Source organism: Microbacterium luteum, assembly GCF_015277875.1.
GTDB classification, from domain to species: Bacteria; Actinomycetota; Actinomycetes; order Actinomycetales; family Microbacteriaceae; genus Microbacterium; species Microbacterium luteum.
This window is the reverse complement of sequence record NZ_CP063814.1, coordinates 1,873,732-1,896,398: the sequence shown is the minus strand read 5'-3', so window position 1 is coordinate 1,896,398 and position 22,667 is coordinate 1,873,732. Positions and strand designations below refer to the sequence as shown.

General features: G+C 69.0%; 21 protein-coding genes and 1 tRNA gene. 2 read left to right on the top strand and 20 right to left on the bottom strand.

The genetic code is table 11. The features are described from left to right. Window positions 1-20 precede the first annotated feature (20 nt). Entirely contained in the window at window positions 21-2,657 is a 2,637-nt protein-coding gene (gene polA, locus IM777_RS09485; RefSeq protein ID WP_194383150.1) for a DNA polymerase I, read from the bottom strand. Between the two features lie 59 nt (window positions 2,658-2,716). Here polA and IM777_RS09480 point away from each other — a divergent pair, with 59 nt between their 5' ends. After that, entirely contained in the window at window positions 2,717-3,142 is a 426-nt protein-coding gene (locus tag IM777_RS09480; RefSeq protein ID WP_071043523.1) for a hotdog fold thioesterase, read from the top strand. Window positions 3,143-3,186: 44 nt separating this feature from the next. Here IM777_RS09480 and IM777_RS09475 read toward each other — a convergent pair whose 3' ends face one another. Then, the gene (locus tag IM777_RS09475) at window positions 3,187-3,807 is read right to left on the bottom strand and encodes an ANTAR domain-containing response regulator (protein WP_390178680.1); all 621 of its coding nucleotides are present in this window, start codon (window positions 3,805-3,807) and stop codon (window positions 3,187-3,189) included. 31 nt (window positions 3,808-3,838) lie between these two features. Here IM777_RS09475 and IM777_RS09470 point away from each other — a divergent pair. Continuing rightward, window positions 3,839-3,921: transfer RNA gene (locus IM777_RS09470), tRNA-Leu, on the top strand. Window positions 3,922-3,929: 8 nt separating this feature from the next. Here IM777_RS09470 and IM777_RS09465 read toward each other — a convergent pair. The 18 genes from IM777_RS09465 to fmt form a co-directional block, all read right to left on the bottom strand. Next, complete coding sequence (locus IM777_RS09465) at window positions 3,930-4,472, bottom strand: GNAT family N-acetyltransferase (RefSeq protein WP_194383149.1); 543 nt, start codon at window positions 4,470-4,472, stop codon at window positions 3,930-3,932. Window positions 4,473-4,512: 40 nt separating this feature from the next. Continuing rightward, a complete protein-coding gene (locus IM777_RS09460) occupies window positions 4,513-4,896 on the bottom strand; it encodes an SHOCT domain-containing protein (protein ID WP_194383148.1) in 384 nt (127 codons plus the stop codon). A 69-nt stretch (window positions 4,897-4,965) separates the two neighbouring features. Continuing rightward, a complete protein-coding gene (gene pyk, locus IM777_RS09455; protein WP_071043520.1) occupies window positions 4,966-6,414 on the bottom strand; it encodes a pyruvate kinase in 1,449 nt (482 codons plus the stop codon). A 54-nt stretch (window positions 6,415-6,468) separates the two neighbouring features. Continuing rightward, window positions 6,469-7,935: a glutamate synthase subunit beta gene (locus tag IM777_RS09450; RefSeq protein ID WP_071043519.1), complete on the bottom strand. Its 1,467-nt coding sequence runs from the start codon at window positions 7,933-7,935 to the stop codon at window positions 6,469-6,471. Further along, window positions 7,928-12,526 carry a glutamate synthase large subunit gene (gltB, locus tag IM777_RS09445; protein ID WP_194383147.1) on the bottom strand — a complete coding sequence of 1,533 codons (4,599 nt, stop codon included), beginning with the start codon at window positions 12,524-12,526 and terminating at the stop codon, window positions 7,928-7,930. Before gltB ends, IM777_RS09450 begins: the two co-directional genes overlap by 8 nt. Before the next feature lie 70 nt (window positions 12,527-12,596). After that, on the bottom strand, window positions 12,597-13,565 hold the full coding sequence (lgt, locus tag IM777_RS09440) for a prolipoprotein diacylglyceryl transferase (protein ID WP_071043517.1): 969 nt from the start codon (window positions 13,563-13,565) through the stop codon (window positions 12,597-12,599). 60 nt (window positions 13,566-13,625) lie between these two features. Next, complete coding sequence (gene trpA / locus IM777_RS09435; RefSeq protein ID WP_071043516.1) at window positions 13,626-14,426, bottom strand: tryptophan synthase subunit alpha; 801 nt, start codon at window positions 14,424-14,426, stop codon at window positions 13,626-13,628. Next, window positions 14,423-15,688, bottom strand: a complete 1,266-nt coding sequence (trpB, locus tag IM777_RS09430; RefSeq protein WP_071043515.1) for a tryptophan synthase subunit beta — start codon at window positions 15,686-15,688, stop codon at window positions 14,423-14,425. The genes trpA and trpB overlap by 4 nt, the downstream gene beginning before the upstream one ends. Continuing rightward, the gene (gene trpC / locus IM777_RS09425) at window positions 15,685-16,491 is read right to left on the bottom strand and encodes an indole-3-glycerol phosphate synthase TrpC (protein WP_194383146.1); all 807 of its coding nucleotides are present in this window, start codon (window positions 16,489-16,491) and stop codon (window positions 15,685-15,687) included. Before trpC ends, trpB begins: the two co-directional genes overlap by 4 nt. A gap of 1 nt (window position 16,492) precedes the next feature. Further along, on the bottom strand, window positions 16,493-16,723 hold the full coding sequence (locus IM777_RS09420) for a DUF6704 family protein (RefSeq protein ID WP_071043513.1): 231 nt from the start codon (window positions 16,721-16,723) through the stop codon (window positions 16,493-16,495). Between the two features lie 40 nt (window positions 16,724-16,763). Continuing rightward, a complete protein-coding gene (locus IM777_RS09415; protein ID WP_194383145.1) occupies window positions 16,764-17,351 on the bottom strand; it encodes a Trp biosynthesis-associated membrane protein in 588 nt (195 codons plus the stop codon). Next, window positions 17,348-17,698: a phosphoribosyl-AMP cyclohydrolase gene (gene hisI, locus IM777_RS09410; RefSeq protein WP_194383144.1), complete on the bottom strand. Its 351-nt coding sequence runs from the start codon at window positions 17,696-17,698 to the stop codon at window positions 17,348-17,350. Before hisI ends, IM777_RS09415 begins: the two co-directional genes overlap by 4 nt. Next, window positions 17,695-18,486 (bottom strand): imidazole glycerol phosphate synthase subunit HisF, encoded by a 792-nt coding sequence (gene hisF / locus IM777_RS09405; protein WP_194383143.1) that lies wholly within the window; start codon window positions 18,484-18,486, stop codon window positions 17,695-17,697. Before hisF ends, hisI begins: the two co-directional genes overlap by 4 nt. A gap of 1 nt (window position 18,487) precedes the next feature. Continuing rightward, window positions 18,488-19,330 (bottom strand): ATP phosphoribosyltransferase, encoded by an 843-nt coding sequence (gene hisG / locus IM777_RS09400; RefSeq protein ID WP_194383142.1) that lies wholly within the window; start codon window positions 19,328-19,330, stop codon window positions 18,488-18,490. A 42-nt stretch (window positions 19,331-19,372) separates the two neighbouring features. Then, window positions 19,373-19,636, bottom strand: coding sequence for a phosphoribosyl-ATP diphosphatase (locus IM777_RS09395; RefSeq protein ID WP_071043508.1), 264 nt, complete (start codon window positions 19,634-19,636; stop codon window positions 19,373-19,375). A gap of 52 nt (window positions 19,637-19,688) precedes the next feature. Then, the gene (gene rpe, locus IM777_RS09390) at window positions 19,689-20,387 is read right to left on the bottom strand and encodes a ribulose-phosphate 3-epimerase (protein ID WP_194383141.1); all 699 of its coding nucleotides are present in this window, start codon (window positions 20,385-20,387) and stop codon (window positions 19,689-19,691) included. Further along, complete coding sequence (locus tag IM777_RS09385; RefSeq protein WP_194383140.1) at window positions 20,387-21,748, bottom strand: RsmB/NOP family class I SAM-dependent RNA methyltransferase; 1,362 nt, start codon at window positions 21,746-21,748, stop codon at window positions 20,387-20,389. Before IM777_RS09385 ends, rpe begins: the two co-directional genes overlap by 1 nt. After that, entirely contained in the window at window positions 21,745-22,665 is a 921-nt protein-coding gene (fmt, locus tag IM777_RS09380) for a methionyl-tRNA formyltransferase (protein ID WP_071043505.1), read from the bottom strand. Before fmt ends, IM777_RS09385 begins: the two co-directional genes overlap by 4 nt. Window positions 22,666-22,667 lie beyond the last annotated feature (2 nt).

The window sequence follows — 22,667 nt, the reverse complement described above, 5'->3', positions numbered from 1 at the left end:
CGGGCCCGCTCAGGCGGGCGTCAGTGTCCGGCCACACTCCAGTCCGCGCCGCGACCGATCTGCACGTCCAGCGGAACGGTGAGGCTCGCGGCATCGCCCATGCGAGCCGTGACGATCCGCTCGACGGCGTCCCATTCGCCCGGGGCGACCTCGACCACGAGTTCGTCGTGGATCTGCAGCAGCACGCGCGACGACAGATCGGCATCACCGAGTTCCGCGTGGATGTTCAGCAGCGCGATCTTCATGATGTCTGCCGCACTTCCCTGGATGGGGGCGTTGAGCGCTGCGCGCTCGGCGTTCTCGCGCAGCACGCGATTCGGGCTGGCGAGATCGGGGAAGGGACGACGACGACCGAAGATCGTCTCGGTGTATCCGTCGATGCGAGCCTGCTCGACCGATGACCGCAGGTAGTCACGCACGGCACCGAAACGGGCGAAGTACTCTCGCATGAGTTCCTTCGCCTCGGACTGCTCGATCCGCAGCTGCTTCGACAGACCGAACGCCGAGAGGCCGTAGACCAGTCCGTACGACATCGCTTTGACCTTCGTGCGCATGGCGGGGCTGACCTCGGCAGGTTCGACGCCGAACACCCGCGCACCGACGAAGCGGTGCAGGTCCTCGCCGGTGTTGAACGCCTCGATCAGACCCTCATCGCCCGAGAGGTGCGCCATGATGCGCATCTCGATCTGCGAGTAGTCAGCGGTCAGGAGAGTCTCGTACCCGTTCCCGACCTCGAAGGCCGCGCGGATGAGCCGGCTCTCCTCGGTGCGGATGGGGATGTTCTGCAGGTTCGGGTCCGTGCTCGAGAGTCGACCGGTCTGGCTGCCGGTCTGCACGTACGTCGTGTGGATGCGGCCGTCGTCTCCGATGGCAGCATCGAGCGACTCGACGATCTGCCGCAGCTTCGTCGCCTCCCGGTGCTGCAGCAGAAGACGCAGGAACGGATGCGGGCTCGACTCCTGCAGATCCGCCAGAACCGCCGCGTCGGTGGAATAGCCGGTCTTGGTCTTGCGCGTCTTCGGCAGCTCCAGCTCCTCGAAGAGCACCTGCTGGAGCTGCTTCGGCGAGCCCAGGTTGACCTCGCGACCGATCGTCGCGTACGCCTCCTGTGCGATGGCGTCGGCCCGCCTACCGAGATCACCGGAGAACGCCGCCAGCTTCTCGTGCGAGACGGCGACACCCGCCAGCTCCATGTCCGCGAGGGTCAGCAGCGTGGGCAGCTCGATGTCGACGAGAACGTCGGCGACGCGCGCGGGAAGCTTGTCACGGAGAGCATCGGCGACTCTCAGGGCGTACCACGAGAGCTGGCCCGGGGTGGCCCCCTCCTCCTCCGGCACGAGCTGCGTCGGGTCCGAGGTGGGGAGCTTCTCGTCGAGGTAACTCTCGACGAGGTCGGCAAGCGACTTGTCGGGAAGGCTGGGGCGCAGCAGCCAGCCGGCGATGAGCACGTCGAAGACGACGGTGTCGACGACCGCCCCGGCTCGGCGAAGGGCCTTGATCTGCGCCTTCGCGTCGCAGAGGACCTTGGGTGCATCCGAGGAGAGCCACGGGAGCAGGATGTCGGCGGTCGCGTCGTCCCAGGTCACTTCGACGGCCTCGTCGGATGTGGCGAGGCCGATGCGGCGGGGCAGCCCGCCGAGGGTCGACACGGTCAGCCCCACCTCGCCCGACGTGGCCCGCAACCATTCCGAGAGCGCGGCGGCATCGGGCTCCGACGGCGTCGGGGCCTCCGCGACAGGTGCCGAAGCGGCGGCCATCGCACCGTCGACGCCGGCCGCTTCGAAGACGCGTGGCAGGAGGGTTCGGAACTCCAGACGCGCGAAGATGTCGCGCACCGCCTGCGCATCGATCGGCCGCACGGCCAGGTCGCCGGGCACGACAGGAAGCTCGACGTCACGCAGCAGGCGGTTGAGCGAGCGATTTCGGCGCACATCGTCGATGTGCTCACGGAGGTTGTTGCCAACGACGCCCTTGATGGTGTCGGCCTGCGCGAGAATGTCATCGAGCGTGCCGAACTGCGTGAGCCACTTGACGGCGGTCTTCTCCCCCACCTTCGGAACCCCGGGCAGATTGTCGCTCGTCTCACCGACCAGCGCCGCGACATCGGGGTACTGCTCCGGTGGCACCTTGTAGCGCTCCAGCACCGCCTCGCGGTCGTAGCGCTTGAGCTGCGACACACCCTGCACGTTCGGGTAGAGCAGGGTGACGTCGTCGTCGACGAGCTGGATGGTATCGCGGTCGCCGGAGCACACCAGCACGTCGAAGCCGGCGGCGGAGCCCTGCGTGGCGAGGGTGGCCAGAATGTCGTCCGCCTCGATGTCCTCCTGTTCGAGCACCGTGATGCTCATGGCGGCGAGGCAGTCCTTTAACAGCGGGATCTGGCCCTTGAACTCCGGCGGCGTCTCCGATCGGTTGGCCTTGTACTCGGTGTACTCGCGAGTGCGGAAGGACTGCCGCGAGGTGTCGAAGGCGACGGCCATATGGGTCGGCTTCTCGGCCTTGATCAGGTTGATCAGCATCGCGAGGAACCCGTACACGCCGTTGGTGTGCTGCCCGTCGCGGGTGGAGAAGTTGTCGACCGGGAGGGCGTAGAACGCGCGGTACGCGAGCGAATGTCCGTCGACGACCAGAAGGGTAGGCTTTGCGGAGTCCGTCACCCTGCAAGCCTAGACGCGGGTGCCGACACCCCCGAACCGCTCCGAGGGAGGCTCCCGCCATGACCGATGCGACGACCGTCGACGGACTCGACTGGGCCACGGAGCGCGGGATGGGCGCCCTGGCCGAGAAGATGGGCATCCGCTTCACGGAGTTCACCGTGGAGCGCGCCGTCGCCACGATGCCGGTCGACGGGAACACCCAGCCGGTGGGGCTGCTTCACGGCGGAGCCTACGTGGTCCTGGGTGAATCCCTCGGCTCGATGGCGGCCAATCTGCACGCCGGACCGGGCCGGCTCGCGGTCGGCGTCGACATCAACGCCACGCACACGCGATCGGCGCGATCCGGCCTCGTGACCGGCGTGTGCACCCCCGTCCACCTCGGGCGCAGCATGACGGTGCACGAGATCGTGGTCACCGACGAGGACGGCCGACGCTGCTCGACGGTGCGCATCACCAACCACATAAAAGATCTCCCCGCCTCCTGACGACGGTGCCGGAGAAGACGGGGAGATCCGAGGGTCTCGGGGCGTCAGTCCTTCTTGGGCGCCAGCTGCTCGATGATGGCCTTGGCGACATCCTGCATCGTGAGGCGGCGGTCCATCGACGCCTTCTGGATCCAGCGGAACGCCTCGGGCTCGGACAGGCCCATCTTCTCGTTGAGCAGGCCCTTGGCGCGGTCCACGAGCTTGCGGGTCTCGAAGCGCTCCACCATGTCGGCGACCTCGGCTTCAAGGGTGATGATCTGCTCGTGGCGCGCAAGGGCGATCTCGATGGCGGGCAGCAGGTCGTTGGGGGTGAACGGCTTGACGACGTAGGCGAGCGCACCGGCCTCGCTGGCTCGCTCGACGAGCTCCTTCTGACTGAAGGCGGTCAGGAGCACCACGGGCGCGATGTTGTTCTTGCTCAGCTTCTCGGCGGCGGAGATGCCGTCCAGCTGGGGCATCTTCACGTCCATCACAACGAGGTCGGGCCGAAGCTCGGTCGCCAGCTGCACGGCGGTCTCGCCGTCACCTGCTTCTCCGACGACGTCGAATCCGTTGTCGCGCAGGATCTCCACGATGTCGAGGCGGATGAGGGACTCATCTTCGGCGACGACGACTCGACGGGGGGCGCTGGCCGCAGACGCGGACTGATCTTGCTCTGTCACCATTGAATCCTACGGTATCGTCATCTCCGCACCGGCCGGTGTGGCGGAATGGCAGACGCGACCGACTCAAACTCGGTTGCCCGAAAGGGCGTGTGGGTTCGACTCCCACCACCGGCACACCCTCGTCACGGCGCTCTGACGAACCAGGTGTCCAGCGGCGCCGCTGCGGCGTCCACGAGAACGTCGGTGTGGGCACCGAGGTCGAGCCGCTCCCCCGGCTGCAGCACATCGAACCCGTTGCGCTGGAAGAAGACGGCGTGCTCACTCGCCGCGGCGCCGAAGATCACGTCGGGCGACAGGTCAGCGCCGAGCACCTGAGGGATCACGGCCAGCGCGAGGGACGCGATTCCTCGTCCACGATGCTCCGGTGCCGTGACGAGGGCGCGCACGTGCACGACCACGTTCTGCTGCGGCGACAGGGAAGCACGCACGACGGCGACCCCGGCGATCTCCCCACCCTCGGCGGTCACGATCACCGCGCCATCGGAACGCGCGTACTCGAAAGAACGCGCCCCGCCCAGATGCCCACGCACGAGGTCGGTCACCCCGGCGGCGTCATCCGGTTTCGAACCCCGCACGACATAGCCGACGGCGTCGAGGTCATGAGCGATCTCGACCGTTCGGGCACGCACTCTCCCGGCGGACCATCCCTTGCGAAGAAGCTGCATCCCACCACCCTGTCACGCCATGGCGGGGCGACAGCGTCGCTCAGCCGAAGTACTGGTTGCCGAGCGCCTTGCTCTTCAGAGCGTCGAACTCGCCCCGCGTGATCACCCCGGCATCGAGGAGCTCCTTGGCCTTGGCGATGTCGCCGGAAGGATCGGACGAGGCGGCAGGGCGGTAGTCATCGGCCTCGGGAGCACCCGGGCGCTCCCGCCGCGCAGACCGCTCGGCCATGCCGCGTCCCCGAGCTATCACGTAGACCAGGGCGGTCAGCATCGGAACGAAGACCAGGAAGACGACCCAGAGCGCCTTCCACCCGCCGGCGAGCTGTCGGTCGCGGAACAGATCCACGATCACGAGGGCCACCACGAAGATGTACGCGATGACGTAGAACGCCATCAGCATGAACCAGAAGATGTCCCAGATCATGATGATCTCCTCACGGACGACGGAACGGTCGCGCTCAGGATAGCGCGACCGTTCCGGTCCGAGCGATGACTATTCGCGCGACTGATAGATCGGCGCGGCGCCGTGCACCGCGTCGCCCACCTTGTGGATGCGGATGTCGTTGGTCGAACCGGTGATCCCGGGAGGCGAACCGGAGATCACGACGACCTTGTCGCCGACCTTGGCCAGGTCGTTGGACAGCAGGTAGTCGTCGACCTGGATGAACATCCGGTCGGTGTGGGGAACGTGCTCGACGAGGCTGGACTGGATGCCCCACGTGACCGCCATGCGCCGGCGGATCGCCGGTTCCGGTGTGAACGCGAGCATGGGGATCCCCGGGCGAAGGCGCGACAGGCGGCGAGCCGTGTCGCCGGACTCGGTGAAGATGCAGAGGTACTTCGCCTCGACGAACTCAGCGACCTCGATCGCGGCGAGCGTGATCGCGCCGCCCTGCGTGCGCGGCTTGGCCGTCATCTTCGCGATGCGGTCGAGTCCGTGCACCTCCGTCGAGTCGACGATGCGGGCCATCGTCTCCACCACGACGACCGGATAGTCACCCACGCTGGTCTCGCCCGAGAGCATGACCGCGTCGGCGCCGTCGAGCACCGCGTTGGCGACGTCGCTCGTCTCAGCGCGGGTCGGAACCGGGCTGTTGATCATCGACTCGAGCATCTGCGTCGCCACAATGACGGGCTTCGCCATGCGGCGGCACAGCTCCACGGCGCGCTTCTGCACGATCGGAACCGCCTCCAGCGGCAGTTCGACGCCCAGGTCGCCACGGGCGACCATGATGCCGTCGAATGCGTCGATGATCTCCTCGAGGTTGTCCACCGCCTGGGGCTTCTCGATCTTCGCGATGATCGGGATGTGGCGCCCCTCCTCCGACATGATCACGTGCACGCGGCGCACGTCCTTCGCGGAGCGGACGAAGGAGAGGGCGATCAGGTCCGCTCCGGTGCGCAGCGCCCAACGGAGGTCGTCCTCGTCCTTCTCGGACAGGGCGGGAACGTTCACGGCGACGCCGGGAAGGTTGATGCCCTTGTTGTTCGAGACCGGGCCGCCGACGATCACTTCGGTGGTCACGGTCGTGCCGTCGGTCTCGAGGACCTTGACGCGAACCTTGCCGTCGTCGATCAGGAGGAAGTCGCCCGCCTTGACGTCCTGCGGCAGACCCTTGAAGGTCGTCGAGACGATCTCCTTGGTGCCGGGGATGTCGTCGACGGTGATCTTGAAGATGTCGCCCTCGGCGAGCTCGTGGGGTCCGTCGGCGAAGCGGCCGAGGCGGATCTTGGGTCCCTGGAGGTCGACGAGCACGGCGACCGCGCGCCCTGCGTCGTCGGCCGCCTTGCGGACGTTGGCGAAGTTGTTGTCGTGGACCGAGTAGTCGCCGTGGCTCAGGTTCAGGCGGGCCACGTCCACACCGGCGTCGATGATCGCGCGGACCATCTCATACGACGATGTGGCGGGACCCAGCGTGGCGACGATCTTGGCACGTCTCATCCGATGTCTTCTCCGGGTGCTGGGGGTGAGGTCGGCCTGATGGCCGTGACCAGACTACGCAGGCTGCAGTCCGATCGCGACATCGGTCGGGGTGACCGGTGCCGGGAGCGAGGTGACGCCCATGAGGTGCTCGTCGATCGCCGATGCGGCGGCGCGACCCTCGGCGATCGCCCACACGATGAGGGACTGGCCGCGACCGGCGTCTCCGGCGACGAAGACCCCCGCAACCTCGGTCTGATAGTCGTTCGCGCGCTCCACGTTGCCCCGCGACGTGAAGGCCGTACCGATCTGGCTGTCCAAGGCCTCCTGCTCGGGACCGGTGAAGCCCATGGCGATGAGCACCAGGTCCGCGGGGATCTCCCGCTCGGTGCCCTTCTTCGGCACGCGACGGCCGTCGACGAACTCGGTCTCGGCGACCACGAGGGCGCGCACCTCGCCGACATCGTTCGAGAGGAACTCCACCGTCGAGGCGAGGTAGGAGCGCTCTCCACCCTCCTCGTGCGCGCTGGCGACCTCGAAGATCGTCGGCGTCATCGGCCACGGCTGATGCTCTGGCCGCTCCTCAGGAGGCTGCTTGCCGATCGCGAGGTTGGTGACGCTGAGCGCGCCCTGCCGGTGTGCGGTGCCGATGCAGTCGGCTCCGGTGTCGCCGCCGCCGATGACCACGACGTGCTTGCCTTCGGCGGTGATCTGGTTGGCGACCGCGTCGCCGGCGACGGCCTTGTTCGATTCGACGAGATACTCCATGGCGTAATGAACGCCGGCGAGGTCCCGACCCGGGATCGGCAGATCGCGGGGAACGGTCGCGCCTGTGGCGATCAGCACGGCGTCGTACCGCGCGCGCAGGTCCGCCCACGTGATGTCGACGCCGATCTCGACGCCGGCGCGGAACCGCGTGCCCTCATCCTGCATCTGACGCAGACGCATCTCGATGTGGCGCTTCTCCATCTTGAAGTCGGGGATGCCGTAGCGCAGCAGCCCGCCGATGCGGTCGTCGCGCTCGTAGACCGCGACCGTGTGACCTGCACGGGTCAGCTGCTGAGCGGCGGCCAGCCCGGCGGGACCGGATCCGACGACCGCGACGGTCTTGCCCGTAAGCCGCTCGGGCGGCTCCGGCTCGACCCAGCCGTTCGCGACGGCGTCGTCGATCGTGGCGACCTCGATCTGCTTGATCGTGACGGCGGGCTGGTTGATCCCGAGCACGCAGGAGCTCTCGCATGGAGCGGGGCACAGCCGCCCGGTGAACTCCGGGAAGTTGTTCGTCGCGTGGAGCCGCTCGATCGCGGCGCGGCCCTCGCCGCGCCACATCAGATCGTTCCACTCCGGGATGAGGTTGCCGAGCGGGCAGCCCTTGTGACAGAACGGCACACCGCAGTCCATGCAGCGTCCGGCCTGACGCCGGAGCACTGCCGAGTCACCGGGTTCGTACACTTCCTTCCAGTCGAGGATGCGCACGGGGACCGGGCGGCGGGCGGGAAGCTCGCGCTCGGTCGTCTTGAGGAATCCCTTGGGGTCAGCCACCTGTCACCTCCAGAATGCGGCTCCACACGATGTCACCGTCGGGGTCGAGCCCCTGGTCGACGGCGTCCTGTCGGGTCTGCAGCACCGCGGCGTAGTCGCGCGGCAGCACCCGGACGAAGTGGGAGATTTCGTTGTCGAAGTCGTCGAGCATCGCCTTCGCGAGCGCGGATCCGGTCTCGGCGACGTGCTGCTCGAGCAGGTCGCGCAGGATCTCGGCATCACCTGAGCCGAGTTCGCCCAGTTGCAGCTCACCGGTCGCCAGCGCGTCGCGGTTCACCTGCGACTCATCCAGCCGGTAGACGTAGGCGGTGCCGCCTGACATTCCGGCGCCGAGGTTGCGTCCCGTGGTGCCGAGGATCACCGCCAGCCCGCCGGTCATGTACTCGAGGGCGTGGTCGCCCACGCCTTCCACGACCGCGGACGCACCGGAGTTTCGCACGAGGAACCTCTCCCCGACGACACCCCCGAGGAACAGCGATCCGCGGGTGGCGCCGTAGCCGATGACGTTGCCGGCGATGACGTTCTGCGACGGGTCGAAGGTCGCGGCGCGAGGCGGACGCACGACCACCTTGCCGCCCGACAGGCCCTTGCCGACGTAGTCGTTCGAGTCGCCCTCCAGGCGCAGCGTGATCCCGGCGGGCAGGAACGCACCGAAGGACTGACCGGCGGAGCCGGTGAGATTGACCTGGATCGACCCGCTCGTCAGGCCGTTTTCGCCGTGGGCGACGGTCACGTGATGACCGAGCAGCGTCCCCACCGCGCGCGCCGTGTTGCGCACCGGGAGGTCGATCGAGATTTCTCCCCCGCCCTCGATGACCTCGCGAGCGCGCTCGATGAGCTGCACGTCGAAGTGGTCGTCGAGCTCATGATCCTGGCTGCGCGTCTGACGCCGTGCGAGGTCGTCGGCGAACGCCGGGCCCTCGAGGACGGGAGCGAGATCCATGCCGCTCGCCTTCCAGTGCTGGATCGCGCGGTCGATGTCGAGCAGCTCGTTGTGGCCAATCGCCTCATCCAGCGTGCGGAAGCCGAGGGCCGCGAGGTATTCACGCACCTCCTGCGCGATGAACTCCATGAAGTTGACGACGAACTCGGGCTTGCCGGTGAACCGCGAGCGGAGCACCGGGTTCTGCGTCGCCACTCCCACCGGGCACGTGTCCAGGTGGCACACGCGCATCATGATGCAGCCCGAGACCACCAGCGGTGCTGTGGCGAAGCCGAACTCCTCGGCGCCCAGCAGCGCGCCGATGATGACGTCGCGACCGGTCTTGATCTGCCCGTCGACCTGCACCACGACGCGGTCGCGCATGTTGTTGAGCATGAGCGTCTGCTGCGTCTCGGCGAGCCCCAGCTCCCACGGCGTGCCGGCGTGCTTGAGCGAGTTCATCGGGCTCGCTCCGGTCCCGCCGTCATGACCCGATACGAGGATCACGTCCGCGAGTGCCTTCGCCGTACCCGCCGCCACCGCGCCGATTCCCGACTGGCTCACGAGCTTGACGTGGATGCGCGCCTTCGGGTTGGCGCGCTTGAGGTCGAAGATGAGCTGCTTGAGGTCCTCGATGGAGTAGATGTCGTGGTGCGGCGGAGGCGAGATCAGCCCCACCCCGGCGGTCGCGTGACGCGTGCGAGCCACCCACGGATACACCTTCGTGGGCGGCAGCTGGCCGCCCTCACCGGGCTTCGCACCCTGCGCGAGCTTGATCTGGATGTCGTCGGACTCCGTGAGGTAGAGGCTCGTGACCCCGAAGCGACCCGATGCCACCTGCTTGATCGAACTGCGCCGTTCCGGGTCCATGAGACGGTCGACGTCTTCGCCGCCCTCGCCGGTGTTGGACTTGCCGCCGATGCGGTTCATCGCGATCGCCAGCGTCTCGTGCGCTTCCTTCGAAATCGAGCCGTAGCTCATCGCGCCGGTCTGGAAGCGCTTGACGATCGACGAGACCGGCTCGACCTCATCGATCGGAACGGGCGTGCGCTCGTCCGTGCGCAGCCGGAAGAGGCCTCGCAGCGTCTTCAGCTCGGCGGCCTGGTCGTCGACGAGCTTCGTGTACTCGCGGAAGATGTCGTATCGACCGGTCCGGGTCGCGTGCTGCAGCCGGAACACGGTGTCGGGGTTGAACAGGTGAGGGGAGCCGTCTCGGCGCCACTGGTACTCACCGCCCGTCCACAGCCGCTCGTGGGCGCGCACCGCTCCGTCCTCGGGATAGGCGTACTCGTGTCGCGACGAGTTCTCGGTCGCGATGACCTCGAGTCCGACGCCCCCGAGCTTGGTCTCGGTGCCGGTGAAGTACTTGTCGACGAACTCCTGCGAGAGGCCGACGGCCTCGAACACCTGTGCGCCGGCGTAGGAGGACACCGTCGAGATGCCCATCTTGGACATGATCTTCAGCACGCCCTTGCCGAGGGCCTTGATGAGGTTCGCGACCGCCTTGGCGGGGGTGATGCCGGTGATGTAGCCGGCGCGCACGAGGTACTCGACGGTCTCCATCGCCAGATAGGGATTGACCGCCGAGGCGCCGTATCCGATGAGGGTCGCGACGTGATGCACCTCGCGCACGTCTCCCGCCTCGACGACGAGGCCCGCCTTCATGCGCGTCTCCTTGCGGATGAGGTGGTGGTGCACGGCGGCCAGCATCAGCAGGGACGGGATGGGCGCGAGGTCCTTGTTGGAGTCACGGTCGCTCAGCACGATGTACTCCGCGCCGTCCTCGATCGCGCGATCGGCTTCGGCGCACATCTGCTCGAGGCGCCTGCGCATGCCCTTCTCCCCCGCCTCGACCCGGTAGAGGCCGCGGATGGTGACGGAGCTGCGTCCGGGCATGGCGGTGTCGATGTGCTGGATCTTGGCCAGCTCGTCGTTGTCGATCACCGGGAAGTCGAGGGTGACGGTGTGGGTGTGGTCGGGTCCCCACGACAGCAGGTTCCGCTCCGGTCCCAGCCCGAGCGACAACGACGTGACGACCTCTTCGCGGATCGAGTCGAGCGGCGGGTTCGTCACCTGGGCGAACTGCTGGGTGAAGTAGTCGAACAGCAGACGCGGGCGGTCGCTGAGCACGGCGACCGGCGTGTCCGAGCCCATGGCGCCGAGCGGCTCGGCACCGTTCTGCCCCATCGGGGTCAGCAGGATGCGCACTTCCTCCTCGGTGTAGCCGAACGTGCGCTGACGACGTGTGATCGAGGCGATCGGGTGCACGATGTGCTCGCGCTCGGGAAGCTCGGACAGCCGCACGCGTCCGGCGTCGAGCCACTCCTGCCAGGGGTGGAGACCGGCGAGCTCCGCCTTGATCTCCTCGTCCTCGATGATGCGGCCCTGCGCCGTGTCCACGAGGAACATATGACCGGGCTGGAGGCGGCCGCGACGCTTGATGCGCTCGGGCTCGAAGTCGAGCACGCCCGTCTCGCTGCCGATCACGACGAGTCCGTCGGTCGTCTCCGTCCAACGGCCGGGGCGCAGACCGTTGCGGTCGAGCGTGGAGCCGACGACCGTGCCGTCGGTGAAGATCAGGGCCGCAGGCCCGTCCCACGGCTCCATCTGGATGGAGTGGTAGTCGTAGAACGCGCGGAGTTGCGGGTCCATGTCGGACTGCTTCTCATACGCCTCTGGCACCATCATGAGGATCGCGTGCGGGAGCGAGCGACCGGTGAGCGTGAGAAGCTCCAGGACCTCGTCGAACGAGGCCGAATCGCTCGCGCCGTCGGTGCAGATGGGCAGCAGCGGACGCACGTCGCCGATGAGGTCGGACTCGAGCTGCGACTGCCGGGCGCGCATCCAGTTGCGGTTGCCGTTGACCGTGTTGATCTCACCGTTGTGCGCGAGCATCCGGAGCGGCTGCGCGAGAGGCCATGAGGGGAACGTGTTGGTCGAGTACCGCGAGTGCACGACCGCCAGCTCGGTGGCGAAGCGCTCGTCCTGCAGATCGGGGTAGAACGGTTCGAGCTGGAGGGTCGTGACCATGCCCTTGTAGCCGATGGTGCGCGAGGACAGCGACACGAAGTACGCACCGGCCTCGCTGCGGGAGCGCTTGCGCAGGCGGTAGGTCAGGCGGTCCAGCGCGATGCCCGCCACGGGCGCGCCGTCGGTGGCGCGTGCGGCGACGAAGAGCTGCTCGAACACCGGGCGCGCCTCGAAGGCGAGTCGGCCGAGATTGTCCGCCGCCGTGGGGACCTCGCGCCAGCCGAGCACGACCAGACCCTCCTCGTCGGCGATCTTCTCGATCGTCGCCTTCTGACCCGAGCGCGTCTCGGCGTCCGGGGGAAGGAAGGCCAGGCCGGCGGCGTACTCGCCCATCGGCGGGAGCGCGAAGGGGACGACGTCGCGGAAGAAGACGTCGGGCATCTGCGTGAGGATCCCGGCACCGTCGCCGGTGCCGGCGTCCGACCCGATCGCACCGCGGTGCTCGAGGTTCCGGAGCGCGGTCAGCGCGAGGTCCACGATGTCGTGTCCGGGCTCGCCCCGCAGGGTCGCGACCATGGCCAGGCCGCAGGCGTCCTTCTCGAACGCGGGGTTGTACATGCCCTGACGTGCGGGGAAGCCGCCGGGCAGGGCTGAAGACACGCCTGCCGTAGCGGCGCTGTGACGGGGGCTCGATGCCATATCTACCGTCCTCACGTTGATACTCAAGGTTGGGACGACGTCGGCCCGGGATGCACGCGTTGCGGCGTGCTTATTTCGTGGGGAGTGCGCTTGTGGCGTCTTTGTGGTCATCGACTCCGGCTGACGGGGGTGCGCTGGTGTCGACGAAGTCTTCGGCCGATTGTACAGCGCCGGGGGGCGACCACTCGCGTCCCGGCACGTAGGGAGAACGTTCCCGGCCGGGGTGGCGGCGCTTCTGCACGAAGAAGATGACGAGGCCGAGGAGCACACCGGCGATGGCGGCCCACACGTTGGTGCGCAGGCCGAGATAGATCTCGCTCGGATCGATGCGGATCGACTCCCACACGATGCGGCCGGCGCTGTACCAGATCAGGTAGAGCGCGAACAGGCGACCCCACTGCAGCCCGAAACGGCGTCCGACCCACAGCAGGAACAGCACGCCGAGCCCGTTCCAGAGCACTTCGTAGAGGAACGTGGGGTGGAAGAGGGTGTCGGCTGCCAGACCCGGGGGGAAGGCCGAATTCTCCGGGTCGATCTCCAGCCCCCACGGCAGATCGGTGGGCAGACCGAACAGCTCCTGGTTGAACCAGTTGCCGAAGCGTCCGATGGCTTGCGCGAGCAGCAGACCCGGAGCGAGTGCGTCGGCGAAGCTCCAGAATCGGATGCCGGTCCAGCGGCATCCCAGCCACGCCCCGACCGCACCGCCGATGAGCGCGCCGTAGATCGCGATACCGCCCTCCCAGATGCGGAAGACGGCCCAGAAGTCCGCCCCCTCCCCGAAGTAGAATCCGGGGTGCGTGGCGACGTGGTAGATGCGCGCGGCGATGATGGCGAGCGGCACCGCGATGAGGGCGATGTCGATGACGACCCAGGGCTCGGCACCGCGCCTGGTCAGCCGATGATTGGTCATCAGCACGGCGATGACGATGCCGGCGATGATGCACAGCGCGTAGAAGTGGATGCGCAGCGGTCCGAGGTCGATGTAGCTGACGGTCGGGCTGGGGATGCTGGCGACCACGCTGAGGGCGGCGTTCATCATAGGGGCGGATCGTCCTTCTCGAGAGGTGTGGCGTCGTGAGACGGCCCGAGGTGTCTGAGTCTAGTTCGACCCGGTGCTCGGGCGCGTGCCGGCGACGAGGGCACGCGTGGTGCGCGCGAGGCCCTCGAGGCCGCCGTCGCGCAGCGCACGCACGAGTGCGGTGCCGACGATGGCCCCGTCCGCGTACCCGAGAACGCCGGCGACCTGGTCGGCGCTGGAGATGCCGATGCCGACGCACGCGTGCCGGGCACCCTGAGCCCGGAGCCTGCCGACGAGGATGCGCGCTGCGGCGTCGAGCTCGGCACGCTCGCCCGTGATCCCCATGGTCGAGACCGTGTAGACGAAGCCGGTGGAGTTCTCCACGATGAGCCGGAGCCGCTCGTCCGAGGACGTCGGCGCCGCCAGGAAGATGCGGTCGAGGCCGGTGCGCCGGCTCGCGTCGATCCACTCCTGGCCGGCTTCGGGGGTGATGTCGGGCGTGATCAGGCCCGCTCCGCCGGCGGCGAGCAGGTCGTCCGCGTAGCGGTCCACACCGTACTGGACGACCGGGTTCCAGTAGGTCATCACGAGTACCGGCACATCCACTCGTCGGGTGATCTCGCGAATGGCCGTGAAGGTGTCGCGAAGCCGGAACCCCCCGGCCAGCGCCGCTTGCGTGGCCTCCTGGATGACGGTTCCGTCCATGACGGGGTCGGAGTAGGGCGGCCCGAGCTCCAGGATGTCCGCGCCGTTCTCGGCCAGGGCCACGGCGGCGTCGATGCTCGTCTGGAGATCGGGGAAACCGAGGGGAAGGTAGCCGACGAAGGCCCCGCGTCCCTGCTCCGCCGCGGCGTTCACCGCGGCTGCGACGCGCGAGGTCACAGCTTCTCCCCCTCGCCCTTGGCGGCATCCGCCGTCGGCGCGGACGCAGCGGCAGCGGCGTCGACCCCGGCGTCGTACAGGTCGAAGTAGCGGGCGGCGGTGTCCATGTCCTTGTCGCCGCGACCGGAGAGATTGACCGCGAGGATGGCGTCGGGACCCAGCTCGCGACCGATGCGCAGCGCGCCGGCCAGAGCGTGTGCGGACTCGATCGCGGGGATGATCCCTTCGGTGCGCGAGAGCAGCCGGAGGGCCTGCATGGCCTCGTCGTCCGTCGCAGGGATGTACGCGGCGCGACCGATGTCGGACAGCCACGCGTGCTCCGGTCCCACCCCGGGATAGTCGAGGCCGGCCGAGATGGAGTGGGACTCGATCGTCTGGCCGTCCTCGTCCTGCAGCACGAAGGTCTTCGCGCCGTGGAGGACGCCAGGTCGGCCGCGCCCGATCGATGCCGCGTGTCGCGGTGTGTCGACCCCGTCGCCGGCCGCCTCGACGCCATAGAGCATCACGTCCGGGTCGTCGAGGAAGGCGTCGAACATGCCGATCGCATTCGAGCCGCCGCCGACGCAGGCCAGAACCGCGTCCGGGAGCCGGCCGGTCTCCTCGAGCAGCTGGGCTCGGGCCTCGTCGCCGATGACCTTCTGGAAGTCGCGGACCATTGCGGGGAAGGGGTGCGGGCCCGCCGCGGTCCCGAAGATGTAGTTGGTCGTCTCGACCGACGCCACCCAGTCGCGGTAGGCGTCGTTGATCGCGTCCTTGAGGGTGCGCGATCCGGTCGTGACCGGAATCACCTCCGCGCCGAGGAGTCGCATACGCGCCACGTTGAGCGCCTGGCGCTCCGTGTCGACCTCACCCATGTAGATCGTGCAGTCGAAGCCGAACAGCGCCGCGGCCGTCGCCGTCGCCACCCCGTGCTGGCCGGCACCGGTCTCCGCGATCACGCGCGTCTTGCCCAGGCGCTGCGTGAGCAGGGCCTGCCCGAGGACGTTGTTGATCTTGTGCGAACCGGTGTGGTTCAGGTCCTCGCGCTTGAGGAAGATTCGCGCTCCGCCGGCGTGGGCGGCGAATCGGGGCACCTCGGTGAGGACCGACGGCCGACCGGCGTAGGTGTGCAGCAGGCGGTGGAACTCGCCGACGAAGCCCTCGTCGGCCATGGCCGCCTCGTAGGCGGCCGTGAGCTCATCGATCGCAGCGATCAGCGACTCGGGCATGTAACGACCCCCGAAGTCACCGAAGAAGGGTCCGTGGGCGTCGCGCAGACTCACGCTCGGCTCCTCTCGATCGTCCGACGGTCGGGTGCGGCGTCGAGGAAGGACGCGAGAGTCGCCACCGGATCGCCGGTCACCAGCGCCTCCCCCACGAGAACCACATCGGCACCGGCACTGCGGTAGTGCGCGACGTCGGCCGGACTGAGCACGGCCGACTCGGCGATCTTGACGGCGTCCTCGGGCAGACGCGGTGCGAGGCGGCCGAACAGATCCTTGTCGAGCTCGAAGGTCGACAGGTTGCGCGCATTGACGCCGACCAGCCGCGCGCCGAGATCGGCGGCACGATCGACCTCGTCGGCGCTGTGCGTCTCGATCAGCGGCGTCATCCCGAGTTCGACGGTCAGATCGTGCAGGCGTCGCAGGTCGTTCTGCTCCAGCGCGGCGACGATCAGCAGCACGAGATCGGCTCCGGCGGCGCGCGCCTCCCACACCTGGTAGTCGGTCGCGATGAAGTCTTTGCGCAGAACGGGCACATCGACGCGCGCCCGGACGGCCTCGAGGTCGGCGAGGCTCCCCTTGAAGCGACGCCCTTCGGTGAGGACGGAGATCGCCGACGCTCCCCCGGCCTCGTACAGGGAGGCCTGGTGTGCGGGATCGGGGATGTCCGCGAGGTCACCCCGCGACGGACTCGCGCGCTTGACCTCGGCGATGATCTTCACGCGGTCCGCCGGCGCGAGCGCGGACAGAGCATCCCTCGCGGGCCGCTGCGCCAGCGCTGCCTTCTCCACGTCCGCGAAGGGACGCTCGAGCATGCGCGCCTCCGCATCCGCCACCGCGCCGGCCGTCAGGTCGGCGAGCACGTCAGTGCTCTTTCGCGATGTGCTTCGGGCCGTTGACGCCGTAGCCGGCTCTGGCCATGGCCCATCCGACGATGAGACCGACGACCACGAGAGCGGCCGAGCTCCACACGAGCCAGGGGATGTCCAGGAAGAACGCCGTCGTGCCCACGGCGAAGCCGACGAGCATGATGACGACAGCGGTCCATGCTGCGGGTGAGTGGCCGTGGCCGGGATCGCCGTTGGTGTGGCTCATGGATCTCCTCCGATTGCGCGGGTCGCTCAAGTCTATCGGTTCAGGCCGTCGGGTCTTCGCCCCGCGACAGCTCATCCCAGGAGTCGATCGCGTCGTGGGGGCGCGATCCTCCGGCGGGTTCAGCGTCGGTGCGGAACCGACGCCCTGATGTGCCGGACCACCGATGGGCTCCCCCGAGGGTGAGCAGCCCTGCGGCGACCATGACGACTGCGGCGGCCACGGTGACCACGACCCACGGGGTGACTGCGGAGCTCGCGACGAGATCGTGCACCGCATCGGCGCCGGTGATGCCGGTGGCCTCGGTCACGGTCGAGGCGTAGGACTCCACGGGGGCGTCCAGACCCACTCGCGCCGACAGCATCGCGAGGGCGGCCCCGATGAGCGTCGTGAGCGCGCCGAATGCATACGTGAGCACGCGGCCGACGATCGTGAGGGCTGCCCCGAGCGCGAGTGCCGCGAGGCTCAAGGGTGCGAGGACCGGCACGGCGTCGGCGCCGGCGACGGTGAGCTGGTCTCCCTCGACGGAGGCCAGGGTCACCGTCAGCCAGGTCTGCGTCGACGAGATCAGGCCGACGGCGCCGCCGATCAGCACCAGGACGACGGCGAAGGTGCGGGGCCGCCGCGTCATCCCGCGACCACGGGTGCCAGGTCATCGGCGTCGAAGCAGCTGCGCGTGCCGGTGTGGCACGCGGGACCGTGCTGTTCCACGCTCACGAGGATGGCGTCGCCGTCGCAGTCGAGGCGAACCCCTCGCACCTCCTGGAAGTTGCCCGACGTGTCGCCCTTGCGCCAATACTCCCGGCGGGAACGCGACCAGTAGGTGACGCGCCCCTCGGTGAGCGTGCGGCGAAGGGCCTCCGCGTCCATCCAGCCGAGCATCAGGACCTCGCGGGTGTCCCACTGCTGCACGATCGCGGCGACGAGTCCGTCGCCGTTGAAGGCGACACGGGCGATGCGCTGGTCGGTGTCGTTCACGAGTCGTCGCCTCGCAGGAAGTCGCCCTCGCGGACCGCGATGCCGTCGGCGAGCATCGCGCGCTTGACGTCACCGACGGTCAGCTGGGCCGAGTGGAACACCGACGCGGCCAGCACCGCATCGGCACCGGCGCCCACCGCCGGTGCGAAGTGCTCCACGGCGCCGGCGCCGCCGGAGGCGATGACGGGCACGGACGAGACCTCGCGCATGAGGGAGACCAGTTCGAGGTCGAATCCCTGCTTCGTCCCGTCCGCGTCGATGGAGTTGACCAGCAGCTCCCCCGCTCCCCGCTCGATCGCCTCGCGCGCCCACGCCAGCGCGTCGCGGTCGGTCTCGGTGCGACCGCCGTGCGTGGTCACGACGAAGCCCGACGGGGTGCGCGGAGATCGCTTCACGTCCAGCGAGAGGACCAGAACCTGTGCCCCGAAACGATCGGCGATCTCATCGACCAGCGCCGGCCGTCGGATGGCAGCGGAGTTGACGCCGACCTTGTCGGCGCCGACGCCGAGCAGGCGAGCCACGTCGTCGTCGGTGCGCACTCCCCCGCCGACGGTCAGCGGGATGAAGACCTGTTCCGCGGTGCGCTGCACCATCTCGTAGGTCGTCGCCCGCTCGTCGACCGTCGCCGTCACATCGAGGAAGGTGAGCTCGTCGGCCCCCTGCGCGAAGTACAGGCGCGCGAGCTCGACGGGGTCGCCCATGTCGCGGAGGTTCTCGAAGTTGACGCCCTTGACGACGCGACCCGCTGCCACATCGAGGCACGGGATGACGCGGCATACGACCGACATGTCAGAGCCTCGCGTTGTGGATGGCGGTGACGAGGATCGCCCGCGCGCCCAGCTCGTACAGGTCGTCCATGACGCGGTTCACGCTCGACCGCGCCACCATCACCCGAACGGCCACCCACTCGGGGTCGCGCAGTGGCGAGATCGTCGGCGACTCGATGCCCCCGGCGATCTCGACGGCCCGGTCTACCAGCGACACGGGCAGGTCGTAGTCCACCATCACGTATCGGCGAGCGACCATCACGCCACGCAGCCGGCGAAGCAGGGTCTCCGTGCCCGGTGCATCGTCGGGGCCGGAGATGAGGACGGCCTCGGAGTGGAGCAGGGGCGGACCGAACACTTCGAGGCCCGCCTGCCGGAGGGTGGTGCCGGTCTCGACGACGTCAGCCACCGCGTCCGCGACGCCCAGCCGGACGGCGGATTCGACGGCGCCGTCGAGCGGGACCAGATCGACCGCGACTCCGTGCTCGTCCAAGAAGGAATCGACCAGTCCCGGATAGGAGGTGGCGATGCGGCAGCCGTCGAGATCGGTGAGTTCGGCGAAGCGTCCGGGCGGGGCGGCGAACCGGAATGTCGAGCCGGCGAAGCCGAGCGCTTCGATCTCTCGAGCACCGGGCATGCGCGCGTCTCTCAGCAGATCGCGGCCGGTGATGCCCACGTCGAGCGCGCCGGATCCGACGTAGGTCGCGATGTCCTTCGGGCGGAGGTAGAAGAACTCCACGCCGTTGGCGGGGTCCGCCTTGTGGAGGTCCTTCGAGTCGCGGCGGCCGCTGTATCCGGCCTCGGCGAGCATGGCCGCCGAGGTCTCGGCGAGCGAGCCCTTGTTGGGCACGGCGATGCGCAGCATATGGGGATGTCCTTCTTCTTCTGGCGACGGTCCGGGCGGCGCTCAGAGATGTCGGTAGACGTCCTGCAGTGTCAGACCCTTCGCGAGCATGAGCACCTGCAGGTGGTAGAGGAGCTGGGAGATCTCCTCGGCGGCGGCCTCGTCGGACTCGTACTCGGCCGCCATCCAGACCTCTGCGGCCTCTTCCACGATCTTCTTGCCGATCGCGTGCACTCCGGCGTCGAGCTGCGCCACCGTTCCCGACCCCTCGGGTCGTCGCTCGGCCGTGGCCGTCAGCTCGCCGAACAGGCCGTCGAAGGTCTTCACTTCTCCAGCGTACCGAACTCCGCGCGCGGCACCGGCCGCGCCCGGTGGGGCTTCAGTGGCGGTGTGCGTGCGCCGCCCGGCTGCGGAGCGCGGCGATCGCGGCGTCCGGGCTGTCGGCGCCGAAGACGGCCGAACCCGCCACGAACGTGTCCGCACCGGCCTCCGCCGCCTGGGCGATGGTCGACTCCCCGATTCCGCCGTCGACCTGCAGCCACACCGTCGATCCGACGGCGCGAGCGTGGTCGGAGAGCGCTCGCAGCTTCGGCATGGTCTCGGGCATGAAGGACTGCCCGCCGAAGCCCGGCTCCACGGTCATCACGAGCACCTGGTCGAACTCGTCGAGCACGTCGAGGAGCCCCTCGACGGGTGTGCCCGGCTTGACGGCCACGCCCGCTCGCGCTCCGATCTGCCGCAGCCGACGAGCCAGCGCGATCGGCTCTGCGGCGGCCTCGAGGTGAAAGGTGACCGACGCCGCGCCGATCTCGGCGTAGCCCGGTGCCCATCGCTCCGGATCGTCGATCATCAGGTGCACGTCCAACGGCACCGGCGACGTCGCCTGGATGCGCTCCACCATCTGCGGACCGAACGTGAGGTTCGGGACGAAGTGGTTGTCCATGACGTCCACGTGCACGTAATCCGCCGACGCGATGCGGCCGAGCTCGGTCTGCATGTTCACGAAGTCTGCGGCGAGGATGCTGGGGTTGATGCGGATGTCGCTCACCCGTTCATTATTCCGGCTCCCGCGCGTCATCACGTGCGCCGCAGCAGCGTGATCGACATCGCATCGGTGTTGTGGCGGTGCGGCCACAGCTGGGCGCGACCGGAGCCGTCGGTCTGCGCGGGAAGGTCGGGCGACGACAGGGCGACCTCGCGCACGACGGCACGGGCGTCGAGCTCCTCGACGGCGTCGCCGAAGCGACGACGGGCCTCGGCGACCACGCCGGTCGTCTCCGCGAGATGGGGCGAGCACGTGACGTAGGCGACGATTCCGCCGGGCGCGAGCGCTTCGATCGCACCACCCAGCAGCTCGCCCTGCAGCGCCGTCAGTTCCGCAACGTCGCCCGGTGCTTTGCGCCAGCGCGCCTCGGGGCGCCGTCTCAGGGCGCCGAGGCCCGTGCACGGGGCATCGACCAGGATGCGGTCGTAGATGCCGGGACGCTCGGCGGTCAGGTCCCGCCCGTCGCGCTCGGTCACCTCCACCTCCAGCGGCACCCCCGCGATCGACCGTCGCACCAGCCCGGCCCGTGCGGGTGAGATCTCGTTCGCGTCGAGCCGCGCGCCGTGAGCGAGGGCTTCGGCGGCGAGGACCGCCGTCTTGCCTCCGGGGCCGGCGCACAGGTCGAGCCACCTCTCACCGGTCTGGACGGCACGGGCCCGGGTGAGGGCGAGCGCTGCGAGCTGCGAGCCCTCGTCCTGCACGCGGATGCGGCCGTCGGATGCGCTCACGACGGCTTCGGGAGCACCGCCGGCGAGACGGAATCCCAGCGGCGAGAAGGGGGTGCGGCGCGCATCGGCACCGGGCTCCGCGAGGCCGGGGAGCGCCGCGAAGGTGACGCGAGGGGCCGTGTTGTCGGCGGTCAGCAGCGCGCCGAGTTCGTCGGCGCGACCCTCTGCCGTGAGGGCACGACGAAAGGCGCGGATCACCCACACGGGGTGGGATGACGACAGGGCGATCGCCTCATCGTCGGATCTCGCAGTCTCGGCGACCCGATCCGCCCATTCACCGGGGGTGTCCCGCGACACGCGCCGCAGCACGGCGTTGGTGAACCCGGCGGCGCCGCGCCCGCCGGCGCGACGTGCGAGCGTCACGGACTCGTTCACGGCGGCGTGCGAGGCGACACGGGTCGCGACGAGCTGGTGCACACCCAGGCGAAGGGCATCCAGAATCTCCGGATCGATGCTCGATGGTGCACGGTCCGCCGCGATCCCGATGATGGCGTCGTAGGTGCCGCGACGCCGGAGGGTTCCGTAGGTGAGCTCGGTCGCGAGCGCCGCGTCGCCGGCGCTCAGGCCGGCACGCTCGATCGCAGCCGGGAGCAGCAGGTTCGCGTAGGCGTCCGACTCGTGGACCGCTCGGAGCGTCTCGTAGGCCACCTCGCGTGCACCGGTCATGAACCCAGCCTCACATCATCCTGCCGGCGCCCTCGCCACCAATCGGGCGCCGGCATCACGCCGCGCCCGGCCGGTTGCACCTCTCGCAGGGCGATGGCACCGTCGCCGCTGCCGACCAGGACGCGCCCGCGATCCCATCCGACCTGTCCCGGTGCCAGCGGTGGCGCGTCGTCGACGAGGTCGACACGATGCAGCTTCAATCGCTCGCCGGCGACCGTCGTGTGCGCGCCGGGTTCGGGGGTCGTGCCACGCACGCGATCGAGGATCCGCTCCGCAGCTTCCTCCCAGCGGATGCGACCGTCATCGATGGTGAGCTTCGGAGCGAACGTGGGCTCACCCGTCTGGGCGCGTGCGACGGCGTCTCCTGCGGCGACGGCGTCGACGACCTCGTGGAGCAGACCCGCTCCCACGTCGGCGAGCCGAGACAGCAGCTCCCCTGCGGTCTCCCCCGGCTCGATCTCGACCCGTCGGTCGGCGAAGACGTCGCCGGCGTCGAGCTCCGCCACGAGGCGGAACACGGCGGCGCCGGTGACATCGTCGCCCGCGATGAGCGCGTGCTGCACCGGTGCCGCGCCGCGCCACTTCGGCAGCAGGCTGAAGTGGAGGTTGATCCATCCGTGTGCGGGAGTGCTCAGCAGAGGTTCCCGCACGAGCCCGCCGTAGGCGACGATGACACCGAGATCGGGCTCGAGCGCCGCGATCCGCTCGGTTGCGTCGGCGTCCAGACGCGCCGTCTTGATGACCGGTGCGCCGATCTGCTCGGCCGCCGCGGCAACCGGCGACGGGGTGAGCACCCGCTTGCGTCCGAGCGGTGCGTCCGGGCGGGTCACCACCGCCGTGATCTGGTGTCGGCTCTCCGCGAGCTCACGAAGGGCGGGTACGGCCGGTGCGGGTGTGCCGGCGAAGACGAGACGCATGG

Excerpts from the sequence above, each read along its gene's own strand:
- IM777_RS09480 (WP_071043523.1), top strand. The coding sequence starts at position 2,717 with ATGACCGATGCGACGACCGTCGACGGACTCGACTGGGCCACGGAGCGC.
- IM777_RS09475 (WP_390178680.1), bottom strand. The coding sequence starts at position 3,807 with ATGGTGACAGAGCAAGATCAGTCCGCGTCTGCGGCCAGCGCCCCCCGT.
- IM777_RS09465 (WP_194383149.1), bottom strand. The coding sequence starts at position 4,472 with ATGCAGCTTCTTCGCAAGGGATGGTCCGCCGGGAGAGTGCGTGCCCGA.
- IM777_RS09460 (WP_194383148.1), bottom strand. The coding sequence starts at position 4,896 with ATGATCTGGGACATCTTCTGGTTCATGCTGATGGCGTTCTACGTCATC.
- pyk (WP_071043520.1), bottom strand. The coding sequence starts at position 6,414 with ATGAGACGTGCCAAGATCGTCGCCACGCTGGGTCCCGCCACATCGTCG.
- gltB (WP_194383147.1), bottom strand. The coding sequence starts at position 12,526 with ATGGCATCGAGCCCCCGTCACAGCGCCGCTACGGCAGGCGTGTCTTCA.
- lgt (WP_071043517.1), bottom strand. The coding sequence starts at position 13,565 with ATGATGAACGCCGCCCTCAGCGTGGTCGCCAGCATCCCCAGCCCGACC.
- IM777_RS09420 (WP_071043513.1), bottom strand. The coding sequence starts at position 16,723 with ATGAGCCACACCAACGGCGATCCCGGCCACGGCCACTCACCCGCAGCA.
- IM777_RS09415 (WP_194383145.1), bottom strand. The coding sequence starts at position 17,351 with ATGACGCGGCGGCCCCGCACCTTCGCCGTCGTCCTGGTGCTGATCGGC.
- hisF (WP_194383143.1), bottom strand. The coding sequence starts at position 18,486 with ATGTCGGTCGTATGCCGCGTCATCCCGTGCCTCGATGTGGCAGCGGGT.
- hisG (WP_194383142.1), bottom strand. The coding sequence starts at position 19,330 with ATGCTGCGCATCGCCGTGCCCAACAAGGGCTCGCTCGCCGAGACCTCG.
- rpe (WP_194383141.1), bottom strand. The coding sequence starts at position 20,387 with ATGACGCGCGGGAGCCGGAATAATGAACGGGTGAGCGACATCCGCATC.
- IM777_RS09385 (WP_194383140.1), bottom strand. The coding sequence starts at position 21,748 with ATGACCGGTGCACGCGAGGTGGCCTACGAGACGCTCCGAGCGGTCCAC.
- fmt (WP_071043505.1), bottom strand. The coding sequence starts at position 22,665 with ATGCGTCTCGTCTTCGCCGGCACACCCGCACCGGCCGTACCCGCCCTT.